This is a genomic window from Avibacterium endocarditidis (genome assembly GCF_965138825.1).
GTDB lineage: Bacteria > Pseudomonadota > Gammaproteobacteria > Enterobacterales > Pasteurellaceae > Avibacterium > Avibacterium endocarditidis.
On record NZ_CBCSDH010000022.1, the window covers coordinates 17082 to 36466 of the forward strand.

A 19385-nucleotide genomic window follows, 5' to 3' on the forward strand; every position below is an offset into this window, starting at 1 on the left:
CTTGACCTAACAAAAGGAAAATCACAATGACCATTTCAAAACAACAAATTCTTGATGCTTATTATTTCCGCCACGCGTGCAAACAATATGATCCAAGCAAAAAAATCAGCGATGAGGATTTCCGTTTTATTTTAGAAACTGCCCGTCTTTCGCCGAGTTCTTTCGGTTTTGAGCCGTGGAAATTCTTAGTGATCGAAAATCAGCACATCAAAGAGCTGATCCGCGATAATGCGTGGGGGGCGAAAGATAAAGTGATGGATTGTAGCCATTTTGTGGTGATCCTTGTCCGCCAACCGCAAACTCTGCTCGCTGATGGCGATTATGTGCCACATATGATGCGTGATGTGCATCATATCCCTGAAGAGGCGTTAAAAATGCGTCAAAATTTCTACCGCAACTTCACTGAAAAGGATTTTGCTCTAACTGAAAACCCCGTGGCGTTTTACAACTGGGCGTGCCGCCAAAGTTATATCGCACTCGGCAATATGCTCACTAGCGCCGCAATGATCGACATCGACAGCACCCCGATTGAAGGCTTCCCACTAGAAAAAATGAATGATTTATTGGTGGCAGAAGGCTTATACAAAGCTGATGAATACAAACTCAGCGTAATGGCTGCGTTTGGTTATCGCCTAAACGAACCAAGAGAAAAAACACGCCAAGCCTTTGATGACGTGGTGGAGTGGGTGAAATAAAAATCCCCAAAAATCGCACCGCACTTTCATTCTCGCAAAGACAAAGTACGGTGTAAATTTCTCAACGTTTCTTTTCTAAAAAATCTCGGAACAATTATGCTAATTTCTTTTATTTTGATTGCCCTATGTGCCGGTGTCGCCCTTGCCACGCAGGCCGCCATTAACAGCCAACTTGCCGGTTCATTAATGGGGCAACCTGTTGTCGCCGCCTTAATTTCCTTCGCAACAGGGACATTACTGCTCTTTTTCATTTGCTGGTGGAAGGCTGATCTTTTCACCGCCTTGCAACAAGTGCCAAAACAACCCCTATGGAAACTTCTCGGCGGTCCACTGGGGGCGTTAGTGGTGTTCACCACTATTTTTCTTGCACCGAAAATGGGCGTAACCAATATGCTCTTTTTTATTATTGTCGGCCAACTCATCGCCGCCGCCATCATCGATCATTTTGGCTTAATCGGAATGACCGCCCGCCCAATCCAAATCTGGCAACTCATCGGCTTTGTGTTTATGGGGTTAGGCCTCGTGCTGTTTTTCTTTGGGAAAAGGTTGTTTGGGTAGGGCTTTTCTATTCTTCAACTCTCCTCTAACCTCTCTTTACTAACAGAGGGGGGACAGGATTGAAACGTGTTTAAGATCTCTGGTAAAAAGCAATAAAGTTAAAAATCCCGAAAAAAACACCGCACTTTTTGCTTTATTGAATTTTCTCATTGCAACAAAGTGTAGTGGCGGACCTGTGTGTCCGCCTGAAAGATATATCCACAACAACAAAACGTAGAATAGGCTTTAGCCCATCATTTAATGTAATTTATTCCCTTTGATGACCTGATTTGATGGGCTGAAGCCTCATTCTATCTATGCACATAAAAATGCAAACAATATCGCTAAGAAATTTGTGAATGATGCCCCAAGAAATCCCCCCTCCTTAGCAAAGAGGGATTAGGGGAGAATTGAAAAACAACGGAGATTTGAAAGATAGCAAATATTTGAAAATCTAGGGAGATTTAGCCATCTTACAAAATCATCTTCACCAATTTATCCGCTTTGATACGGGCGAATTTTTTTAGTAGTTTTTGCACTGGGGCTGGGTATTGTGAGAGTTCGTCCAGTTCCGTGTAGTGTTTTAGTTGGGTGGTGTGTTGGCGGATGCAGTCTAGCTCTTGTTGCACTTGGGCTTGCAGCTGTTGGGCTGGGTCTTGAATGAGCAAGCCATTTTCTGCATCTAAACGCCAAGCGCGTGGGTTTAGGTTGTTGCCAGTTAATAAAATATGGCTATCGTCCACCCACACACCTTTTAGGTGATAGCTGTTCTCGCCGTCTTTCCAAGTGCGAATAACAAGCTGGCCTTGGTTAATTTGCTGTTCAAATTTTTGGCTGAAATGGCGTAAATTGCTTTCATATAAATAAGGCAGTGCGCCCGCCATTTTGAACGGCTGTGAAGGGGGAATGTAAAAATCGTTGGCGGTTTTGTCGCCCACGATAATTTCAATGTGCTTGCCTTTTTGTAATAAACGGCGGATTTTTTGTTGTAATGGACGTGGAAAATTAAAATATGGCGTACAGATCACCAATTTTTCTTGCACGATCTGGAAAAGATCTTCAATCGTACGGTTAAGCAGGTTTGCACCACCGCCTAAGCCAAAAAGTGGGGTGATTTTTAAGCCAGAATTTTCTTCGTTGACAAACTTATACTGCCCATCTGCTGCCAAGCCTTTACGGAAAGCACGAATATGCTGGCGAATTTCTTTGGTTCTTGGGCGTTTAGAATTATCCAATGGTAGCACCGCTTGATTGCTCAGGAGATACTGTTGCAGGAACCTCACCATTGAATCCGCAAGGGCGGAATGGGTGATTTTATGATAACGGTCGTAGCGGTATTTTTCATTTTGCTGCAAATACACATTATTAATGCTCGCCCCGCTATATAACAAGGTATCATCAAAAATAAAGCCTTTAATATGCAACACGCCAAACACTTCGCGCGTGTTCACTGGCACACCGAAAAACAAATGGGCGTGTTCACCATATTGATGAATGGCACGTTGTTCGCAGTACCAATCTGCGTTGGTGGCAGATTTTTCTGCGCCAAGCAAATTACGCTGCGCACGATGCCAATCGACAAAAATTTTCACTTCAAGCTCGGGATTACGGCTTTTAGCGGAAAACACTTCATTTAAAATTTCTTGCCCCGCGTCATCATTTTGCCAATAAAGTGCGGTGATATAAATGCGTGTTTTTGCTTCACGAATAAGCTGGATAATTTGTTGCTTAAATTCCGCAGGGTGGTGAAGAAAGTCAATTTGCGAGGATTGTAGTGCCAAACTCGGCAAAGCTTGCAAATTTTCTTCTGCCCTTTTCGTTTTATTTATCAACATAATTTTTTACTCTAATTTTGATAATCCATTTTTTTCAGCCTTGTAGTTTACAATATTTACTTCTTGGCTTGGTAGAAAAAAGATATTTTTTCGTTATAATGGTCACATTTTCCCATAAAGTGCGGTGCTTTTTTACCCACTTTTCTCACATTCATCACAATTTGGCAACATAAAATGAACGCAAAAAAACCGACTTTCCAGCAAGCAGATTCCAGCAAACGCTTCAATGAACGCTATTCTGGCGAAAAACAAGATAAAAAAGCACCGCACTTTTCCCCTCATTCTTCCCGTGGCAAAAAGGACGACAAACGCACTTTCTCGCGTGAAAGAACACCCACAAAATCCGCTGAAAAAGTGCAACAACGCACAGAATTAACAATGGGAAATGCGCGCGGTACAGCCAATGTGAAAGTGGTGATAAAAAGCACCGGTGTGAAAGAAAAGCAGAAAAAAACCGGCCCACTTTCCCCTCGCGCGCCAGAAAAGATTAAGAAAAATCGCGCAGAAGAAATGAAGGTGTATGGTGAAAATACGTGCCTTGCACTATTTGCTGAGCGTCCTGAAAACATTGTTCGCGTGTGGACAACTGTGGAAATGGCGCACCGTGTGGGCGAGTTATTTAGCTATTTGGCGGCGAATAAAAAAGTCTATCACGTTGTCGATAGCAAAGAGCTTACACTTGTGAGCGGCACGGAACATCACAACGGCATTTGTATGTTGGTGAAAAAGCCGCGTCATTTTACATTGAGCGGTTATTTAGATATTCCACGTGAAAAAGATGCGTTGATCTTACTCGATAATGTGCATAACGCACATAATATTGGCGGAATCGTGCGAACTTGTGCGGTCTATGGCGTGAAAGGTTTAGTGTTAAGCGAAGCAGATTTGTTAAATTCTGCCGCAGCAATGCGTGTGGCAGAAGGTGGTGCGGAATATGTGCATACTTTGCTTGTCGATAGCAGTGAACAGGCGTTAGAAAAATTGCGTGAAAAAGGCTATCAAATCGTGCATTTAAGCCAAAGCAAGCAAGCGAAACCGTTCGCTCAGCTGAAATTGAGCGATAAAGTGGTCTTTGTTTTAAGCGAAAGTGCGGGTGAAAATTTGGCAAAAAATCACGATGAAGTAGTGAATTTATCCCTTGCCAATCCGCTGAAAGCTGGCTTGAATGTTGCGGTGGCAACGGGCGTGTTATTGGCAAAATGGGCGGAGAAAACCCTTTAAATCGCTATAACTGATCAGAATGATGAATTAACACAAAGCGCTCCCACAATTGGGCTTCGCTTTCTTGATGCTCGGGATCGGGCTTAATGCAGTTGGTGATCGGGCAAACTTTTTGGCAAGTTGGGGTATCATAATGCCCCACACATTCCGTACAAAGATTGGGATCGATCACATAAATGTCATCGCCCACGGAAATGGCATCATTCGGGCATTCTGGCAAGCACATATCGCAATTTGTGCATTTATCTGTAATTAAAAGTGCCATAATTTCCCCGTAAAATTATTGAAAGGGCGAGATTATAAAGAATCGGCAAGGAAAATTAAATAGGCAAAACAAAATGAGCAAGAAAAACAACAAAGGACTTTCTTTTTTAGGCACATTAATCATTGCAGGTATTGCATTGATTTGGAATTATTTTCAGCCTAGCGAAAAAACACACCAACCTGAACCCACGGCGCAATCTCAGCAAAATCAAGCAAAGACACCAAAGCAACAAAATACACAAGCATCACTTGGCGAGAATTATGATTACATTATGCGCGATGACGCCATTGGGCAAAATAAAAGCGCACCCGTGGATTATTATATGCTGGCGTTGTCTTGGTCGCCGGGATTTTGCCAAGCGCAAAAAGAGCGTTACAACGGCAATTTGCCGCAATCTTTAATGAGCCAATGTGGCACTCAACAATATGGCTGGGTGATCCACGGCTTATGGCCGCAAAATGCCAATGCCCATTCGGTGAGCGAGCACCCGCGTTTTTGTCGTGGCGATTTACCGATGGTTGATCCCGCAATTATCAAAAAATATTTAGCCGATAGCCCGAGTGCCAATTTGTTACAAGGCGAATGGGAAAAGCACGGGGCTTGTGCTTTCAATAATGCTAATGCTTATTTTGAAAAACAGCAAAATTTATACCGCACTTTAACGCTGCCCGATCAAAATATGTCGCGTAAAGAATTGTTTGCGTGGCTGAAAAAGCACAATCCACAATTAAAAGGGGCGTATTTGCGGGCAAGCCATAATGAATTATTTATTTGTTATGATTTGCAGTGGCAAGTGATGGATTGTCCTCGCTAATATAAGGTTCTAAGTCTGGCTTGAAATAACTTAATGGAATTAATTTAAAAGCGAAAAAATCCCGCAGATAATTTGATCTAAAGCAGTTACAAGCTGGCGATAACTAGGTATAATGCCACGCAGTGATTATTTATTTTTTAAACTATATAGAGGGTAAATTATGTCAGTAATTAAAATGACCGACCTAGATTTAGCAGGTAAACGCGTATTTATTCGTGCCGACCTGAATGTGCCAGTAAAAGACGGCAAAGTAACGTCTGATGCACGTATTCAAGCAACCATTCCAACCTTAAAACTCGCCCTTGAAAAAGGCGCGAAAGTGATGGTTACTTCTCACTTAGGTCGTCCAACCGAAGGCGAATTCAAACCTGAAGATTCCCTCCAACCTGTGGTTGATTACTTAAAAGACGCAGGCTTTAATGTGCGTTTAGCCCGTGATTATTTAGACGGCGTAGAAGTGAACGATGGCGAAATCGTGGTACTTGAAAACGTGCGTATCAACAAAGGTGAAAAGAAAAACGATCCAGAATTAGGTAAAAAATACGCCGCACTTTGCGATGTCTTTGTGATGGACGCTTTTGGTACAGCACACCGTGCGCAAGCTTCAACCTATGGCGTAGCAGAATTTGCGCCAATCGCTTGTGCTGGCCCATTATTAGCGGCGGAATTAGATGCCTTAGGCAAAGCCTTAAAAGAGCCACAACGTCCAATGTTAGCTATTGTGGGTGGTTCAAAAGTATCAACCAAATTAACCGTGTTAGATTCCCTCTCTAAAGTGGCGGATCAACTGATTGTTGGCGGCGGTATCGCAAATACTTTCATCGCAGCAGAAGGCAAAGATGTGGGTAAATCTTTATACGAAGCGGATTTAATCCCTGAAGCACAACGCTTAGCAAAAGCCACACAAATCCCAGTGCCAACAGATGTTCGCGTAGGTTTAGAGTTCTCTGAAACTGCACCAGCGATTGAAAAGTCTGTTGATGATGTGAAAGCCGATGAATCCATTTTTGATATTGGCGAAAAATCCGCAGAAGAATTAGCGAAAATTATTAGAAGTGCAAAAACTATTCTTTGGAATGGGCCAGTGGGCGTGTTTGAATTCCCTAACTTCCGTAATGGTACAAAAGTCGTGGCAGATGCCATTGTAGAAGCAACTCAAAACGGTGCATTCTCTATCGCAGGCGGCGGTGATACTCTTGCAGCGATCGATCTTTTCGGCATCAAAGATAAAATTTCTTACATTTCAACTGGTGGCGGTGCGTTCTTAGAATTTGTAGAAGGTAAAGTCTTACCTGCCGTTGAAATTTTAGAGAAACGTGCAAAAAACTAATTCATTGATTTTAGGGCATGGCGAATGCAGTACGCCCTTTTCATATTAAAAACCACTATTCACTAAATAGGAAACAGAAAAATGGCAAAATTATTAGACATTGTAAAACCGGGCGTATTAACTGGCGATGATGTACAAAAAGTTTTCAACTATGCAAAAGAACACAATTTCGCAATCCCAGCGGTAAACTGCGTGGGGACAGACTCTGTGAATGCCGTATTAGAAACCGCAGCACGCGTTAAAGCGCCTGTGATTATCCAGTTCTCTAACGGTGGTGCACAATTCTATGCGGGTAAAGGCATTAAACCAGCAAGTGGTGCACGTCCTGACGTATTAGGTGCAATTGCAGGGGCAAAACACGTTCACGAATTGGCTGCTGAATACGGTGTGCCAGTGATTCTTCACACTGACCACGCGGCGAAAAAATTATTACCTTGGATTGACGGCTTATTAGAAGCGGGTGAAAAACATTTCGCAGAAACAGGTAAACCACTTTTCTCATCACATATGATCGATCTTTCTGAAGAGCCAATGGAAGAAAATATGGCGATCTGCCGTGAATACCTTGCGCGTATGAGCAAAATGGGTATGACCCTTGAAATTGAAATCGGTATCACAGGTGGGGAAGAAGACGGCGTAGATAACTCTAATGTTGATGAATCTCGTTTATATACTCAACCTGAAGACGTACTTTACGTTTACGATCAATTAAACCCAGTAAGCCCACGTTTCACCATTGCTGCGGCATTTGGTAACGTACACGGTGTTTACAAACCTGGTAACGTAAAATTAAAACCGTCAATCTTAGGTGCATCACAAGAATTCGTTTCTAAAGAACGTGGTCTTCCACCGAAATCATTAGATTTCGTTTTCCACGGCGGTTCAGGCTCATCAACTGAAGAAATCCGTGAAGCAATCAGCTATGGCGCAGTAAAAATGAACATCGATACAGATACACAATGGGCAGCTTGGGAAGGTATCTTAAACTTCTATAAAGCCAACGAAGCTTATCTTCAAGGTCAGCTTGGTAACCCAGAAGGCGAAGACGCGCCAAACAAAAAATACTACGATCCACGTGTTTGGTTACGCAAATCTGAAGAATCAATGTCTAAACGCTTAGAAAAATCTTTCCAAGATTTAAATTGCGTTGATGTACTTTAATTACTAAGACATCGTTTAGAATATAAAGGCGCTGAGAAACTCAGCGCTTTTTTATTTCATCGAATTTTTCCTATCCGCTAAATCACAAAACACAATACGCAAAATACAAAATAAAATTGATCAAGGATTGCGATCTCACAGAAAAATTCACAAATTTTACACCGCACTTTTATTTTCTATACAAGACGTTATATAAAAACAGAAAGAACGATTACACACAGCCCTTATCCTTAAGTGCGGTAGAAAAATCACAAATTTTTCTGTGGAATAGAAACAGGCGCTTAATAAGCATAAGGCATCAAGGATAGAATGAAAAAAGCATTGGGGTACTCCAATGCCTTTCAAAAATACACAAATTTTACACCGCACTTTTTTATTAGAAAAAAAGGATAGCACCCCAGGTTAGCGCAACGATAATCAACGTGACAAACACGGCTGCTGAGCCTTGATCTTTGGCGCGTCCTGAAAGCTCGTGATGTTCCGTGCCAATGCGATCCACCACGGCTTCAACCGCACTGTTGAGCAACTCTACTGCTAACACTAATAACACTGAACCAATCATCAAGATCAATTCGATTTTGTCATCAGCCAAGAAAAACGCCAAAGGGATTAAAATGCAAGCACAAAACACTTCATGGCGAAAGGCGGTTTCATTTTTGAAAGCACTTTTTAAGCCTTGCATTGAATAGCCTGTGGATTTGATTAAATGGGTCAAGCCCGTTGTTTTTTCCAATTTTCTTTCCTTATTAATTTATTGAATGGGATAACTCAATTTTTTGCTTTAATCGCAACAAAATGACACAAAAAACCACCGCACTTGGTTTTCCTATAACCGTTTTTCTTATAAACGTTTTGCTTCGATCACATCATCTAATTTTGCTAAACGGGCGAGGATTTTACTCAGCATTTGCACATTGTTTAGCTCAATTTCCATATCCATCGTAGCGATTTGTTTTTTCGTATCCGTACGGCTTGATACGCCCAGCACGCTGATCTTTTCATTAGCCAACACAGTGGTAATATCACGCAACAAGCCGTGGCGATCACTGGCGATAATGCGAATACTAATGCGGAAACCGCTGGCATAGCTCTCGCCCCAAACGGATTCCACCACCCGTTCTGGGTGGCTGGCTTGCAATTCTAAAAATTGTTCGCAATCACTGCGGTGAATAGAAATGCCACGCCCCATTGTGATGTAGCCCACAATGTCATCACCGGGAATCGGCTGGCAACAGCGCGCGATGTGGTGCATTAAGTTTCCTACGCCTTCTACGATCACATAGCCTTTTGACGCATTTTTTTGCGCAGAATTCACCGCACTTTTCTGTGCAACGTGGCGTAAAATCTGTTCATCTGTTTCTTGTGGCGTGGTTTTAATCAGTTTGCTTTGCAAAAAGTTAATCAGCTGATTAAGGCGAATATCACCGCCGCCAATGCCCGCATACAAATCCTCTAAATTTTTCAGATTGTAACGTGGCAAGGCATACTGCTCCACTTGCTTGAGAGCAATGCCTAAACGTGCAATTTCATTTTCTAGCAACTCTTTACCCGCTGGAATATTTTTATCGCGATCTAATTTTTTAAACCACGCCGCAATTTTGGCACGCGATTTACTGGTGTTGGTGAAGCCTAAATTCGGATTAAGCCAATCTCGGCTTGGGTTTGGCGTTTTTTGCGTGATGATCTCAATTTGATCCCCCATTTGTAGTTGATAGGTGAAAGGGACAATCCGCCCGCCCACTTTCGCGCCAATGCAACGATGTCCGATCTCACTATGAATGGCATAAGCAAAATCCAACGGCGTTGAGCCAGTTGGCAGGTCGATCACTTCGCCTTTTGGGGTAAACACATAAACCCGATCATCAAATACTTGGCTGCGTAACTCAGCAATCACTTCGCCAGAATCGGTAATATCATCTTGCCAAGCTAATAATTTACGCAACCACGCAATTTTATCTTCATAGGCAGAGCGCCCTGTTACGCCCTCTTTATATTTCCAGTGTGCCGCCACGCCAAGCTCGGCATCATCGTGCATTTGTTGGGTGCGAATTTGCACTTCCACGGGCTTGCCGCCTTTGCCCAACACTACGGTATGAATGGATTGATAGCCGTTCGGTTTCGGGTTTGCCACATAATCATCAAATTCTTTCGGCAAATGTTTAAAGTGGGTATGCACAATACCAAGGGCAGAATAACAATCTTGCAGCTTTTGGACGATCACACGCACCGCGCGAACATCATATAAATCACTAAATTCTAAGTGTTTTTTCTGCATTTTTCGCCAAATGCTATAAATATGTTTCGGGCGGCCATACACTTCCACTTGATCGATATTTTCTTGTAAATAGCGGGTGAGATCTGCCACAAAATCCGCAATATATTGCTCACGATCTAAACGGCGTTCTTTCAGCAACTTGGCGATCATTCGATACTGCTCAGGGTGCAAATAGCGGAAGCAATAATCTTCCAGCTCCCATTTCAGTTGCCCAATGCCTAAACGGTTGGCAAGAGGCGCATAAATATTGGCACATTCTTTTGCCGCCAGCACTTTCTCTTCTTCCGAACAGCAATTTTCTGCATCACGCAAAAAGGCAATGCGTTCAGCCAGTTTGATAATCACGCAACGGAAATCGTCCACCATTGCTAACAGCATACGGCGTACATTATCCACTTGCAGGGAATTGGCAGAATGGCTCGCGTTTAACTGGCGAATGTTATCCATTTCCAGCACGCCTTTCACCAGCTTGCTAATCGCTGTGCCAAAATCCTCACTAATTTGCTCCAACGCAACAATATTATGGCTCACCACGGGATAAATCATTGCTGTAATCAGGCTTTCGCTATCCATATTTAGGCTGTGCAAAATTTCCACCATTTCTACGCCTGAAAATAGCGAACAATGCATCTGCGGATTTTCCACCGTGTTTTGGTGCTGTTGAATTTTATCTTGCGAATAATGCCAAGCCAGCACCAACTTCTCTGCCAGCTCAGAAGAAAGCCCTAAGCTTTCGCTCCATTGCTCAATCACAAAATCTTTCGGGTTAAGTAGGTGTGAACCTCGAACAGCAACCATAACGCCTTCCTATTTATTATTTCCGTTCAAAGAGAGTAATGCTCTCCAAATGCCCCGTATTTGGGAACATATCGATCATTGCCACTTGGGTTAATTGATAGCCTGCTTGCAACAACATTTGTGCATCGCGCACAAGCGTTGCGGGATTACAAGACACATACAGCACTTTTTCTGCCTGTAACTGACACAAAAACGGCATTGCAAACGCTGCGCCCGTGCGCGGGGGATCGAGCAAAATTTTGCTAAATGCTTGGCTTGCCCATTGTTGTTCAGCAAAAGATTGTGCCAGATCGCCTTGATAAAATTGGACATTTTTACAGCCATTTCGTTCCGCATTTTGTGTCGCTTTCTGCACCATTTCCGCCACGCCTTCTACGCCCACCACTTGCTTGGCTTGACGGCTTATGGGCAAGGTGAAATTGCCCATTCCGCAGAATAAATCCAGAACCTGATCTTGCGCATTTAATTTGAGCCAATCTAGCGCAGTGTCAATCATTGCTTGATTGAGTTGCGGATTAATCTGAATAAAATCACGCACATCAAAATGCAGCCGTTGCCCATTATTCAATTCATAATAAGGATTTTCGCCATAAAGCTGCTGGATTTGCACATCATCTTGCACAAACAGCATTAAGTGTTCTTGGCGAGCAAATTCAAGTAACAAAGTGCGGTCATTTTCTGCCAAATTTTTTTGATGACGTAGCAATAATGCCACACCGTTATCCGCTCGCACCAGTTCGATATGGCCTAAATTTTTCGGGTTAGACCAGTTTTGCAAAAGTGCGGTGATTTTTGGCAACAAATTATTGAGTGGTGTTTCGATAACAAGACAAGACTGCACTGGCTCAATATTTTGCGAATTTTTTTGGCGAAAACCAATGCGCAGTCCCAGCTTTTTATCCCAATTTATACTCAAGCGTAAACGGCGGCGATAATGCCATTGGCTACCCACAATTCGGGGCATTAAGGTAATTGGTTCAGCTTGCAATTTCGTTAAACGCTGAAATAAGGCGCGCTCTTTTGCTTCCCGTTGTATTTCCAAGGGAATATGCTGAGTTTGGCAGCCACCACATTTTGCATAATGAGCACAAGCAGGCTGCACACGCTGTGGGCTAGTTTGCAACCATTTTTTCGCTACCCCTTTGCCATATTGACGCTTTTCTTCCAACACTTCGACCTGCACTTTTTCATCAGGCAGCGCATTTTCGATAAACCAAGTTTTACCTTGAATTTTTGCTACGCCTAGCCCTTGATAATCTAAATCTTGCACTTGCGCGGTAAAAGTGCGGTGTTTTTTTTCCACTTTTTTCGGGGAGTAAAGTAATGCCATAGGTTATTTCTGATACAAAACATGTTGGGTGAATAATTCTCGACTTTTCAACGGTTTATTGCCTAAATAAGGTTTCAAGGCAATGCGAATAAAGCGTTTCGCCGCTTGTAACACCGCCTGATCGTGAAACTCTCGCCGCTCAAACGCCAGCAATTCTCTGCCATAAAAAGTGAGATTATCCTTAATTAAAGAAGCAATAAAGCCTTTTTCTTCGCGATAACGATAGGTCATATTTTCATCGACAGGCTCGCCTGAACCTGCACAATGGCAAAAATCAATGCCATAGCCCATTGCTGTAAGTAATTGAAATTCAAAGGTTCGCAGGCTTGGTTCGACTGACTCAGACACACTCGCCAAGCCCGTAATACATTTTAGATAGTCTTGGAAAATCTCAGGATAAGGGGTCTCAACGGCCAGCAAACGCATCAGCAATTCATTCACATAAAAACCGCTATAAAGCGCCGTAGGCTGCATTGGCAAAGTGAGCGATGCCGCTTCGGCTTTGGTCAGGGTTTTCAGCTCCCCCTTTCCAGTCCAACGCAGAAGCAACGGCGTAAACGGCTGCAAAATGCTTTTCCACGCTGAACGCTTTGTTCTCGCCCCTTTCGCAATCACCGTCAAACGCCCCGTTTCTTCCGTAAACAAATCCACCAATAAACTCGTTTCGCTGTACGCCCTACGATGCAAAACAAAGCCCCGCTGCCAATTTTCGATAACCTTATCCTTAGCTAATCATTCGTTAAAGTGCGGATATTTTAACAGATTTTTGGCAGAGTTAGGGGGAAAAGTGCGGTGGGATTTTTTGGTGTTTTTTGCAAAATAAAAATGTTATTTATAAAAATAACAAAAACACCTTGACGAATAATCATACCAGAATATAATGCATATTAACTTTGTAATTTCAACAAGGAACAAAATGAAACTACAAGATCTTGTACGATTTGAAATCGGTACACTACTTTCTCGGCTAAATGAACAAGCTGGTAGCCCTTGCTACTCATTATATGATCAAGCGGATCTACAAGCAGATTTTGAAACTCGAACAGAATCCACACAAGGAAAACAAATTTGTACACCAGACACACCTACACTGCTACAAGAAGATGATGTCATTTTTAGCTTGATCTCAGGCTCAGCAGTCCAAGTCTGTCAGGCGCGTGCTGGCTACGCATTTTCTCACAACTATGCTCGTCTATGTCCCTCAAAAGAACTTGATAAGAGCTTTTTGGTTTATTTACTGAATAATGATGCTGATATAAAACGGCAGTTAGTCGCCAGTTTGCAAGGATCTAGTGTTATGAAATATAGCCTTAACCAATTAAAAAACCTACAACTTTCGCCTCTTCCTACATTGTCTGTGCAACAGGCTATCGGGCAAGTTGATCGTCTGCAACGCCGTATCACAATGCTTAAAAAACGGGTAGCAGATAATGAAGCACAACTTACCGCATACTTACTGAATAATTTTCAAAAACAATGCAAATCTAACATCAAGAATTAAGGAATGATTATGTCTAACTATCAATACGAATCCGAGTTTGAACAATCCCTTATTGAATATCTCTCCACGGGAAACATTACCACCGCTGATCATTTGCAAGGCTTAAGCCATTATTTAGATTTCCCTAGAAAAACAAGAATTTGGGAATATCTTCCTGACATTAAAACAACAGAACAACTTTGGGATAATTTTAAAGGTATTTTAGAACGCTTAAATAGACAATCATTAAAATCGCCTTTAAGCGAAAATGAATTTAATCAAGTAAAAACTAAACTGGCGGAGCAAACTCGCACACCGTTTGACGCGGGTAAATTTCTTTATGGAACCAATGGCGTTTCACAAATCGAGATCGATTTAGACGATGGTCGTCACGTTTTTTTAACCGTTTTTGATCAAAAACAAGTTGGAGCAGGCAACACGGTTTATCAAATTGTGAATCAAATTGAACGCCCTGCTGTTATCCCTGGTAAACAAAATCGCCGCTTTGATGTGACTTTGCTGATCAATGGATTGCCCATTATTCAATTAGAGCTAAAGGCAGATGCACATTCCGTTGATGAAGCCCTTAATCAAATGGAGCAATATATTAAAGAGCAACAATACCAGGGGATTTTCTCTACGATACAAATTTTGGTTGGAATGACGCCACATAATGCAAGATATATGGCAAACACCACGGCTGATTATTTTAATAAGGATTTTTCCTTTGCCTGGCAAAAACGCAGTGACAACAGTATTGTGCGCTCTTGGAAAGACTTTGCAGACTCAATGCTATCTATCCCAATGGCACACCAAATGGCAACCAATTATATGATTTTAGACGGCACACCAAATAAAACAATGCTGAAAGTAATGCGTCCTTACCAAGTTTATGCCACGCAGGCGGTCATTGAAGGGATCAAACAAGCCGATTTTGAAATGGGGGATAAAAAAATTGGCTATATTTGGCATACCACAGGCTCGGGAAAAACTATCACCAGTTTCAAGACCGCTTGGCTGGCAAGCCGTTTACCAAAAGTAAACAAGGTAGTTTTTGTCGTTGATCGTATCGCATTAACTAAACAAACCCTTGAAAACTATCGTGCTTATGATCCTGATAACAATGATGATGTCGGCTCAATTCTTGATACCAATAACACCCGAGATTTACGCAAAAAACTCAAAAGCAATGCAAACGGCATTATTGTTACCAGTGTACAAAAACTTGGCAAACTGGCAAAAAGCCGTGATTTTATCGCACCCAATAAAAATATCGTTTTTATTGTTGATGAAGCTCACCGCTCCACCGCGGGGGAACAGTTCCAACTCATTAAAGATAAATTCAAGCATAGCGTTTGGGTGGGATATACTGGCACCCCAATGTTTGACGGAAAAACCACAAAAGAAATTTTTGGTGAATTATTACATGCTTACACAATTAAAGAAGCCATTGCAGATCGCAACGTACTAGGCTTTAAAGTGGATTTCAAAAGTACTGTAGATATTCGCGAACTACTTAAACAAAAATACCCAGATTGGTCAGAAGAGAAAATTGATGCTGAGCTTGAAGCGATGCGTAAAGAAGAATTTGATGAAGCTAAATTCTTAGACAATGATAACAAAAGCACGATCACCAAAGGCGAAAAAGTAGAACGCACGCTCACCCGCAATTTTTATGATGAAAGTGATGAACATATCCGCCTTGTAGTTGCGGATATTTTTAAAAATTGGCGTAACCGTTCCAATGATTTCAAATATAACGCCATGTTCACCACCCACGTCAGCGGCACTGGCGCTAGCACACCACTTGCTTCAAGATACTATCGAGAATTCCAACGTGTAAACAAAGAGCGGTCGGAAAAAGGTGAATTTATCTTAAAAGTTGCCTTAACTTATAGCCTTAATACAGAAAACAGCGATGGAATGGCACAAACAAATCAAGCCTTACACGATGCAATCAATGACTATAACGCAATCTTTGGCACAAACTGGGGCTTAAATACAATTCCAGAATATTTTGATGATCTCAGTTCACGCTTAAATAAAACCGTTTATGACCGAAATTATCTTGATCTGGTCATCGTTGTCGATCAACTGCTCACGGGTTTTGATGCCCCAGGGCTTAACACACTCTATGTCGATCGTATCCTAAAAGGTGCTGGGCTAGTGCAAGCCTATTCACGCACCAACCGAATCGCAGACCTGCAAGAAAAACCTTGGGGACAAGTGGTGAACTACCGCTGGCCTGTACAAAATGAACGCCTAATGAATGAAGCTCTCGCCACATACGCAAATAAAGATTCCGCCAATAAAGTGGAAGAACCAGCACCTATCTATGGTGATGATGACCCAACTCCACCTTGGCTAGTTAAGCCTTTCAATCAACAGTTAGAAGAAGTCAAAAAGGTTGTTCAAACACTTGCTGAATGTACGAAAAACCCAAGCGGCGAACCATTTATGCAACTTCCACATAGCGAGAAAGCGAAAGAAGAAATGCTAGGACAGCTACGCGAGTTTAATGCAGGCATTACCAAATTAAAACAATATCCTACTGAGCAAATTGACGGTCATCTTGCAGGATTTGACTACGATAATCCAGATGCATTGATTGAAGCACTTGGAATGACTCCAAGCCAATATGAAGTGCTCACCACCGTGCTTGCAGGAGAATTAAAACACCATTTAGCCAAAGAAAAGAATATTCCAATCTCCCAAATTGAGCTGCGAATGACGCACATTAAGGACATTAAAGTTGATTATGACTATCTCACCGAATTAGTGAATCAACTTATTGCCCAAGTACAAGCGGGCGAAACCGAAGCAGCAGAAAAAACGGAAGAAAAAATCCAACAATTTGCCAACGGTATGGAAGATACTTCCTATGCTGAACAAATTCGCCGTGCTACGCAAGCTATTATGGCAGGAGATTACCCTCTTAATGGTCAAGTCTGGAAAAAGATTTCTCCATCGGAACTTTCAAATGCCATAAATGCTGCAAGTAATATCACAATCGATCGCAAATTATTAGATTTTCGCAATAAATGGGGCATTACCGACATCATCAATAATGCTCAAATCCGCAATCTTATTGCGAACCATCGCTATGGCGAAAAAGATTTGGACGATGATAAAAAACTCACCAATATCATCACAGAAGGCAGCAAAAATTACACCGCACTTGCCACCGATGCAAACACACAACAATTAACCAACATCAAATACCGCACCGCATTACGCGAAGCATTTTATCAGTTGGCTGATGTGTTGGTGCAGGATTAGAACAAGGAGTTTCAAATGAATAATATCCAAACTTTACAAACATTGTTTGAACAAGCCGTACAAAAAATTGATTCAGAGAATATTGAATTCTGGTTCGCTCGCGATTTACAAACGCTTTTGGGGTATGAACGCTGGGAGAATTTTAAAACAGCTATCAATCGGGCGGTAGAAGCTTGCAAACACTCTGGACAACTGCCTTCAGACCATTTTCGTGACGTCACGAAAATGGTTACTCTTGGAAGTGGTAGCCAACGTGAAATTGAAGATCTTATGCTAACTCGCTACGCCTGTTATCTTATTGCTCAAAATGGTGATCCTCGCAAGCCAGAAATCGCTTTTGCGCAAAGTTATTTTGCTGTTCAAACACGCAAGCAAGAGCTTATTGAACAAAGAATGCAAGTACAATCTCGTTTAGAAGCACGAGAGCGATTAAAAACGTCAGAAAAAATACTTTCACAAAATATTTATGAACGTGGTGTTGATGAAAAAGGGTTTGGACGCATCCGTTCTCATGGCGATCATGCATTATTTGGTTATACCACTCAACAAATGAAAGAACGCTATGGCATCACAAAAACTCGCCCTCTTGCGGACTTTCTACCAACACTAACCATTGCTGCTAAAAATTTAGCAACAGAAATGACAAACCACAATACACAGCAAGCCAATTTACAAGGTGAAAAAGCCATTACAGAAGAGCATATACAAAACAACAGAACCATACGCAATATGCTGGGTGAACGAGGGATTCAGCCTGAAAATCTTCCTCCTGAAGAAGACTTGAAGAAAATAGAACGACAAGTTAAAGCAGAAGAAAAGAAGCTGGCGAGTAAAACAGGCAAGTTACCGAATAAATAAAATTGGAATCATAGTATGACGAATAAACACCCCAAAACCCTACAAATCTTCCTGCCAACAGGCGAACCGCAGGGGATTCGGATTATTGAAGAAAGCACATCGATTATGCGTGTGATCGAAGTGCCACGCCGTGATTTAGCGACCTTTCTAAAAATGGAGGAATCCGCGCAAGTAGCAGTGTATTTTCTTATCGGTGGTGCGGATAATGATGAAGTCTATATCGGACAGTCTGGTGAGGTAGGGAAACGCATTGAACGGCACCATATCGAAGATAAAAAAGATTGGTCGCGTGCGTTGGTGCTGATTTCTCTCACGCAGAATCTCACTCAAACTCACGCTCTGTATTTGGAATGGCTTGCTATTGAAAAAGCCAAATCCTGCCAGCGTTTTAGCCTTTCTAATGGTAATAAAGGGCAGAAAACGCACACACCGCCACCATTGAAAGCAGCTTGTGAAACAATGTTTGAAATTGCGGATTTATTGCTTTCCACTTTGGGTTACCCAATTTTTGAGCCATTACGCAAAGCACAATCAGCAACCAAAAAAGAAATGATTTTCTACTGCCCACGCAATGGTATACAAGCTCAGGCTATTTATACTCAAGATGGAATGATCGTATTGAAAGGCTCAAATTTCCCCTATCTTGAGAAATCAAATGCCTCCAACTATCGTCTGAGAACCATTGCACAATGCGATGAACTAATTGAAAAAGGCATACTCACCTTAGACAAAGAGCGGTGCTTTTTTAGCAAAGATTTTCGCTTTAATAGCCCAAGCACCGCTGCGTCATTACTGATCTTAGGCAATGCTAATGGCTGGACGGAATTTAAAACCGCAGAAGGCAAAACCTTAAAAGAAATTTACGCAAGTGAAACGGAAACCCCAAGTGAATAATCCAATTATCATCTACAACACTGAGGACGGCAAAACCAAAGTGTCGCTTTATGCCCAAGATGGTACGGTGTGGCTGAATCAAAATCAGTTGGCGGAACTTTTTGCCACCTCAGTCCCTAATATCAATATGCATATAAATAACATATTGAAAGATAAAGAATTAGATAAAAATTCAGTTATTCAGTATTTCTTAATAACTGCCATCAATGGCAGTTATTACAATCTAGTACTTTAGTTCTCCAACGTAGCTGCGATCTCTAAAATCATTGCTTTTTCGCTGTATCTAAGCGTTAGCCTATGGGCTAGATGCTTAGTGATGTAGATTAGTAGGAAAATTACTTTTTTATTAAAAATAATCGCATTTTTCCTACTAAAGCAGTTAAAATTATACAATTTTTCCTATTTACTCAAACTATCACCGTATTTGAGTATAAGCAATTTAATAAAGAGATAAGCTGATGAAAAATCATAACATACCAAAACTACGTTACCCTGAATTCACGGACGCTTGGGAAAAGTGCAAGTTGGGGGAAGTGATAATAAATCATTCTTCATCAAATTATATTCAAGAAGCTAAGGCGTTTGGTGAGTTTGAAGTTATACAGCAAGGAAA

17 protein-coding genes are annotated in these 19385 nt (G+C 41.8%); 11 read left to right on the forward strand and 6 right to left on the reverse strand.

Features of this window, described 5'->3' with window-relative positions:
- Positions 1 to 26 precede the first annotated feature (26 nt).
- Both ACNAV8_RS10515 and ACNAV8_RS10520 read left to right on the forward strand, forming a co-directional pair.
- Positions 27 to 695: an NAD(P)H-dependent oxidoreductase gene (locus ACNAV8_RS10515; protein ID WP_415777697.1), complete on the forward strand. Its 669-nt coding sequence runs from the start codon at positions 27 to 29 to the stop codon at positions 693 to 695.
- Between the two features lie 96 nt (positions 696 to 791).
- A complete protein-coding gene (locus ACNAV8_RS10520) occupies positions 792 to 1253 on the forward strand; it encodes a DMT family transporter (RefSeq protein ID WP_035686123.1) in 462 nt (153 codons plus the stop codon).
- A 452-nt stretch (positions 1254 to 1705) separates the two neighbouring features.
- Here the strand turns inward: ACNAV8_RS10520 and pssA are convergent, their stop codons facing one another.
- Positions 1706 to 3067 (reverse strand): CDP-diacylglycerol--serine O-phosphatidyltransferase, encoded by a 1362-nt coding sequence (pssA, locus tag ACNAV8_RS10525; RefSeq protein ID WP_415777699.1) that lies wholly within the window; start codon positions 3065 to 3067, stop codon positions 1706 to 1708.
- Between the two features lie 174 nt (positions 3068 to 3241).
- Here pssA and ACNAV8_RS10530 point away from each other — a divergent pair, with 174 nt between their 5' ends.
- Positions 3242 to 4288 (forward strand): TrmH family RNA methyltransferase, encoded by a 1047-nt coding sequence (locus tag ACNAV8_RS10530; protein ID WP_103854869.1) that lies wholly within the window; start codon positions 3242 to 3244, stop codon positions 4286 to 4288.
- A gap of 4 nt (positions 4289 to 4292) precedes the next feature.
- On the opposite strand, the gene ACNAV8_RS10535 is transcribed toward ACNAV8_RS10530, so the two are convergent.
- On the reverse strand, positions 4293 to 4553 hold the full coding sequence (locus ACNAV8_RS10535; protein ID WP_017806339.1) for a YfhL family 4Fe-4S dicluster ferredoxin: 261 nt from the start codon (positions 4551 to 4553) through the stop codon (positions 4293 to 4295).
- Positions 4554 to 4626: 73 nt separating this feature from the next.
- Here ACNAV8_RS10535 and ACNAV8_RS10540 point away from each other — a divergent pair, with 73 nt between their 5' ends.
- The 3 genes from ACNAV8_RS10540 (at position 4627) to fbaA (ending at position 7858) form a co-directional block, all read left to right on the forward strand.
- The gene (locus tag ACNAV8_RS10540; protein WP_103854870.1) at positions 4627 to 5367 is read left to right on the forward strand and encodes a ribonuclease T2 family protein; all 741 of its coding nucleotides are present in this window, start codon (positions 4627 to 4629) and stop codon (positions 5365 to 5367) included.
- Positions 5368 to 5527: 160 nt separating this feature from the next.
- Entirely contained in the window at positions 5528 to 6697 is a 1170-nt protein-coding gene (locus ACNAV8_RS10545; protein ID WP_410679710.1) for a phosphoglycerate kinase, read from the forward strand.
- Positions 6698 to 6778: 81 nt separating this feature from the next.
- On the forward strand, positions 6779 to 7858 hold the full coding sequence (fbaA, locus tag ACNAV8_RS10550) for a class II fructose-bisphosphate aldolase (protein WP_103854871.1): 1080 nt from the start codon (positions 6779 to 6781) through the stop codon (positions 7856 to 7858).
- A 376-nt stretch (positions 7859 to 8234) separates the two neighbouring features.
- Here fbaA and ACNAV8_RS10555 read toward each other — a convergent pair whose 3' ends face one another.
- The 4 genes from ACNAV8_RS10555 to recO form a co-directional block, all read right to left on the reverse strand.
- Positions 8235 to 8591, reverse strand: a complete 357-nt coding sequence (locus ACNAV8_RS10555) for a diacylglycerol kinase (RefSeq protein WP_103854489.1) — start codon at positions 8589 to 8591, stop codon at positions 8235 to 8237.
- 108 nt (positions 8592 to 8699) lie between these two features.
- Complete coding sequence (gene relA, locus ACNAV8_RS10560) at positions 8700 to 10931, reverse strand: GTP diphosphokinase (protein WP_415777700.1); 2232 nt, start codon at positions 10929 to 10931, stop codon at positions 8700 to 8702.
- A 16-nt stretch (positions 10932 to 10947) separates the two neighbouring features.
- Entirely contained in the window at positions 10948 to 12261 is a 1314-nt protein-coding gene (gene rlmD / locus ACNAV8_RS10565) for a 23S rRNA (uracil(1939)-C(5))-methyltransferase RlmD (RefSeq protein ID WP_103855866.1), read from the reverse strand.
- A gap of 3 nt (positions 12262 to 12264) precedes the next feature.
- Complete coding sequence (gene recO / locus ACNAV8_RS10570) at positions 12265 to 12975, reverse strand: DNA repair protein RecO (RefSeq protein ID WP_103855865.1); 711 nt, start codon at positions 12973 to 12975, stop codon at positions 12265 to 12267.
- Between the two features lie 202 nt (positions 12976 to 13177).
- Between recO and ACNAV8_RS10575 the strand changes: the two genes are divergently transcribed.
- The 5 genes from ACNAV8_RS10575 to ACNAV8_RS10595 are packed head-to-tail and all read left to right on the forward strand — an operon-like array spanning position 13178 to position 19007.
- On the forward strand, positions 13178 to 13762 hold the full coding sequence (locus ACNAV8_RS10575) for a restriction endonuclease subunit S domain-containing protein (protein WP_415777701.1): 585 nt from the start codon (positions 13178 to 13180) through the stop codon (positions 13760 to 13762).
- A 9-nt stretch (positions 13763 to 13771) separates the two neighbouring features.
- On the forward strand, positions 13772 to 17020 hold the full coding sequence (locus ACNAV8_RS10580) for a type I restriction endonuclease subunit R (protein WP_415777702.1): 3249 nt from the start codon (positions 13772 to 13774) through the stop codon (positions 17018 to 17020).
- Between the two features lie 15 nt (positions 17021 to 17035).
- Positions 17036 to 17878: a DNA damage-inducible protein D gene (gene dinD, locus ACNAV8_RS10585; protein ID WP_103855864.1), complete on the forward strand. Its 843-nt coding sequence runs from the start codon at positions 17036 to 17038 to the stop codon at positions 17876 to 17878.
- Between the two features lie 15 nt (positions 17879 to 17893).
- On the forward strand, positions 17894 to 18772 hold the full coding sequence (locus ACNAV8_RS10590; RefSeq protein ID WP_415777703.1) for a GIY-YIG nuclease family protein: 879 nt from the start codon (positions 17894 to 17896) through the stop codon (positions 18770 to 18772).
- Complete coding sequence (locus ACNAV8_RS10595; RefSeq protein WP_103855863.1) at positions 18765 to 19007, forward strand: DNA-binding protein; 243 nt, start codon at positions 18765 to 18767, stop codon at positions 19005 to 19007. The genes ACNAV8_RS10590 and ACNAV8_RS10595 overlap by 8 nt, the downstream gene beginning before the upstream one ends.
- Positions 19008 to 19385: the final 378 nt, after the last annotated feature.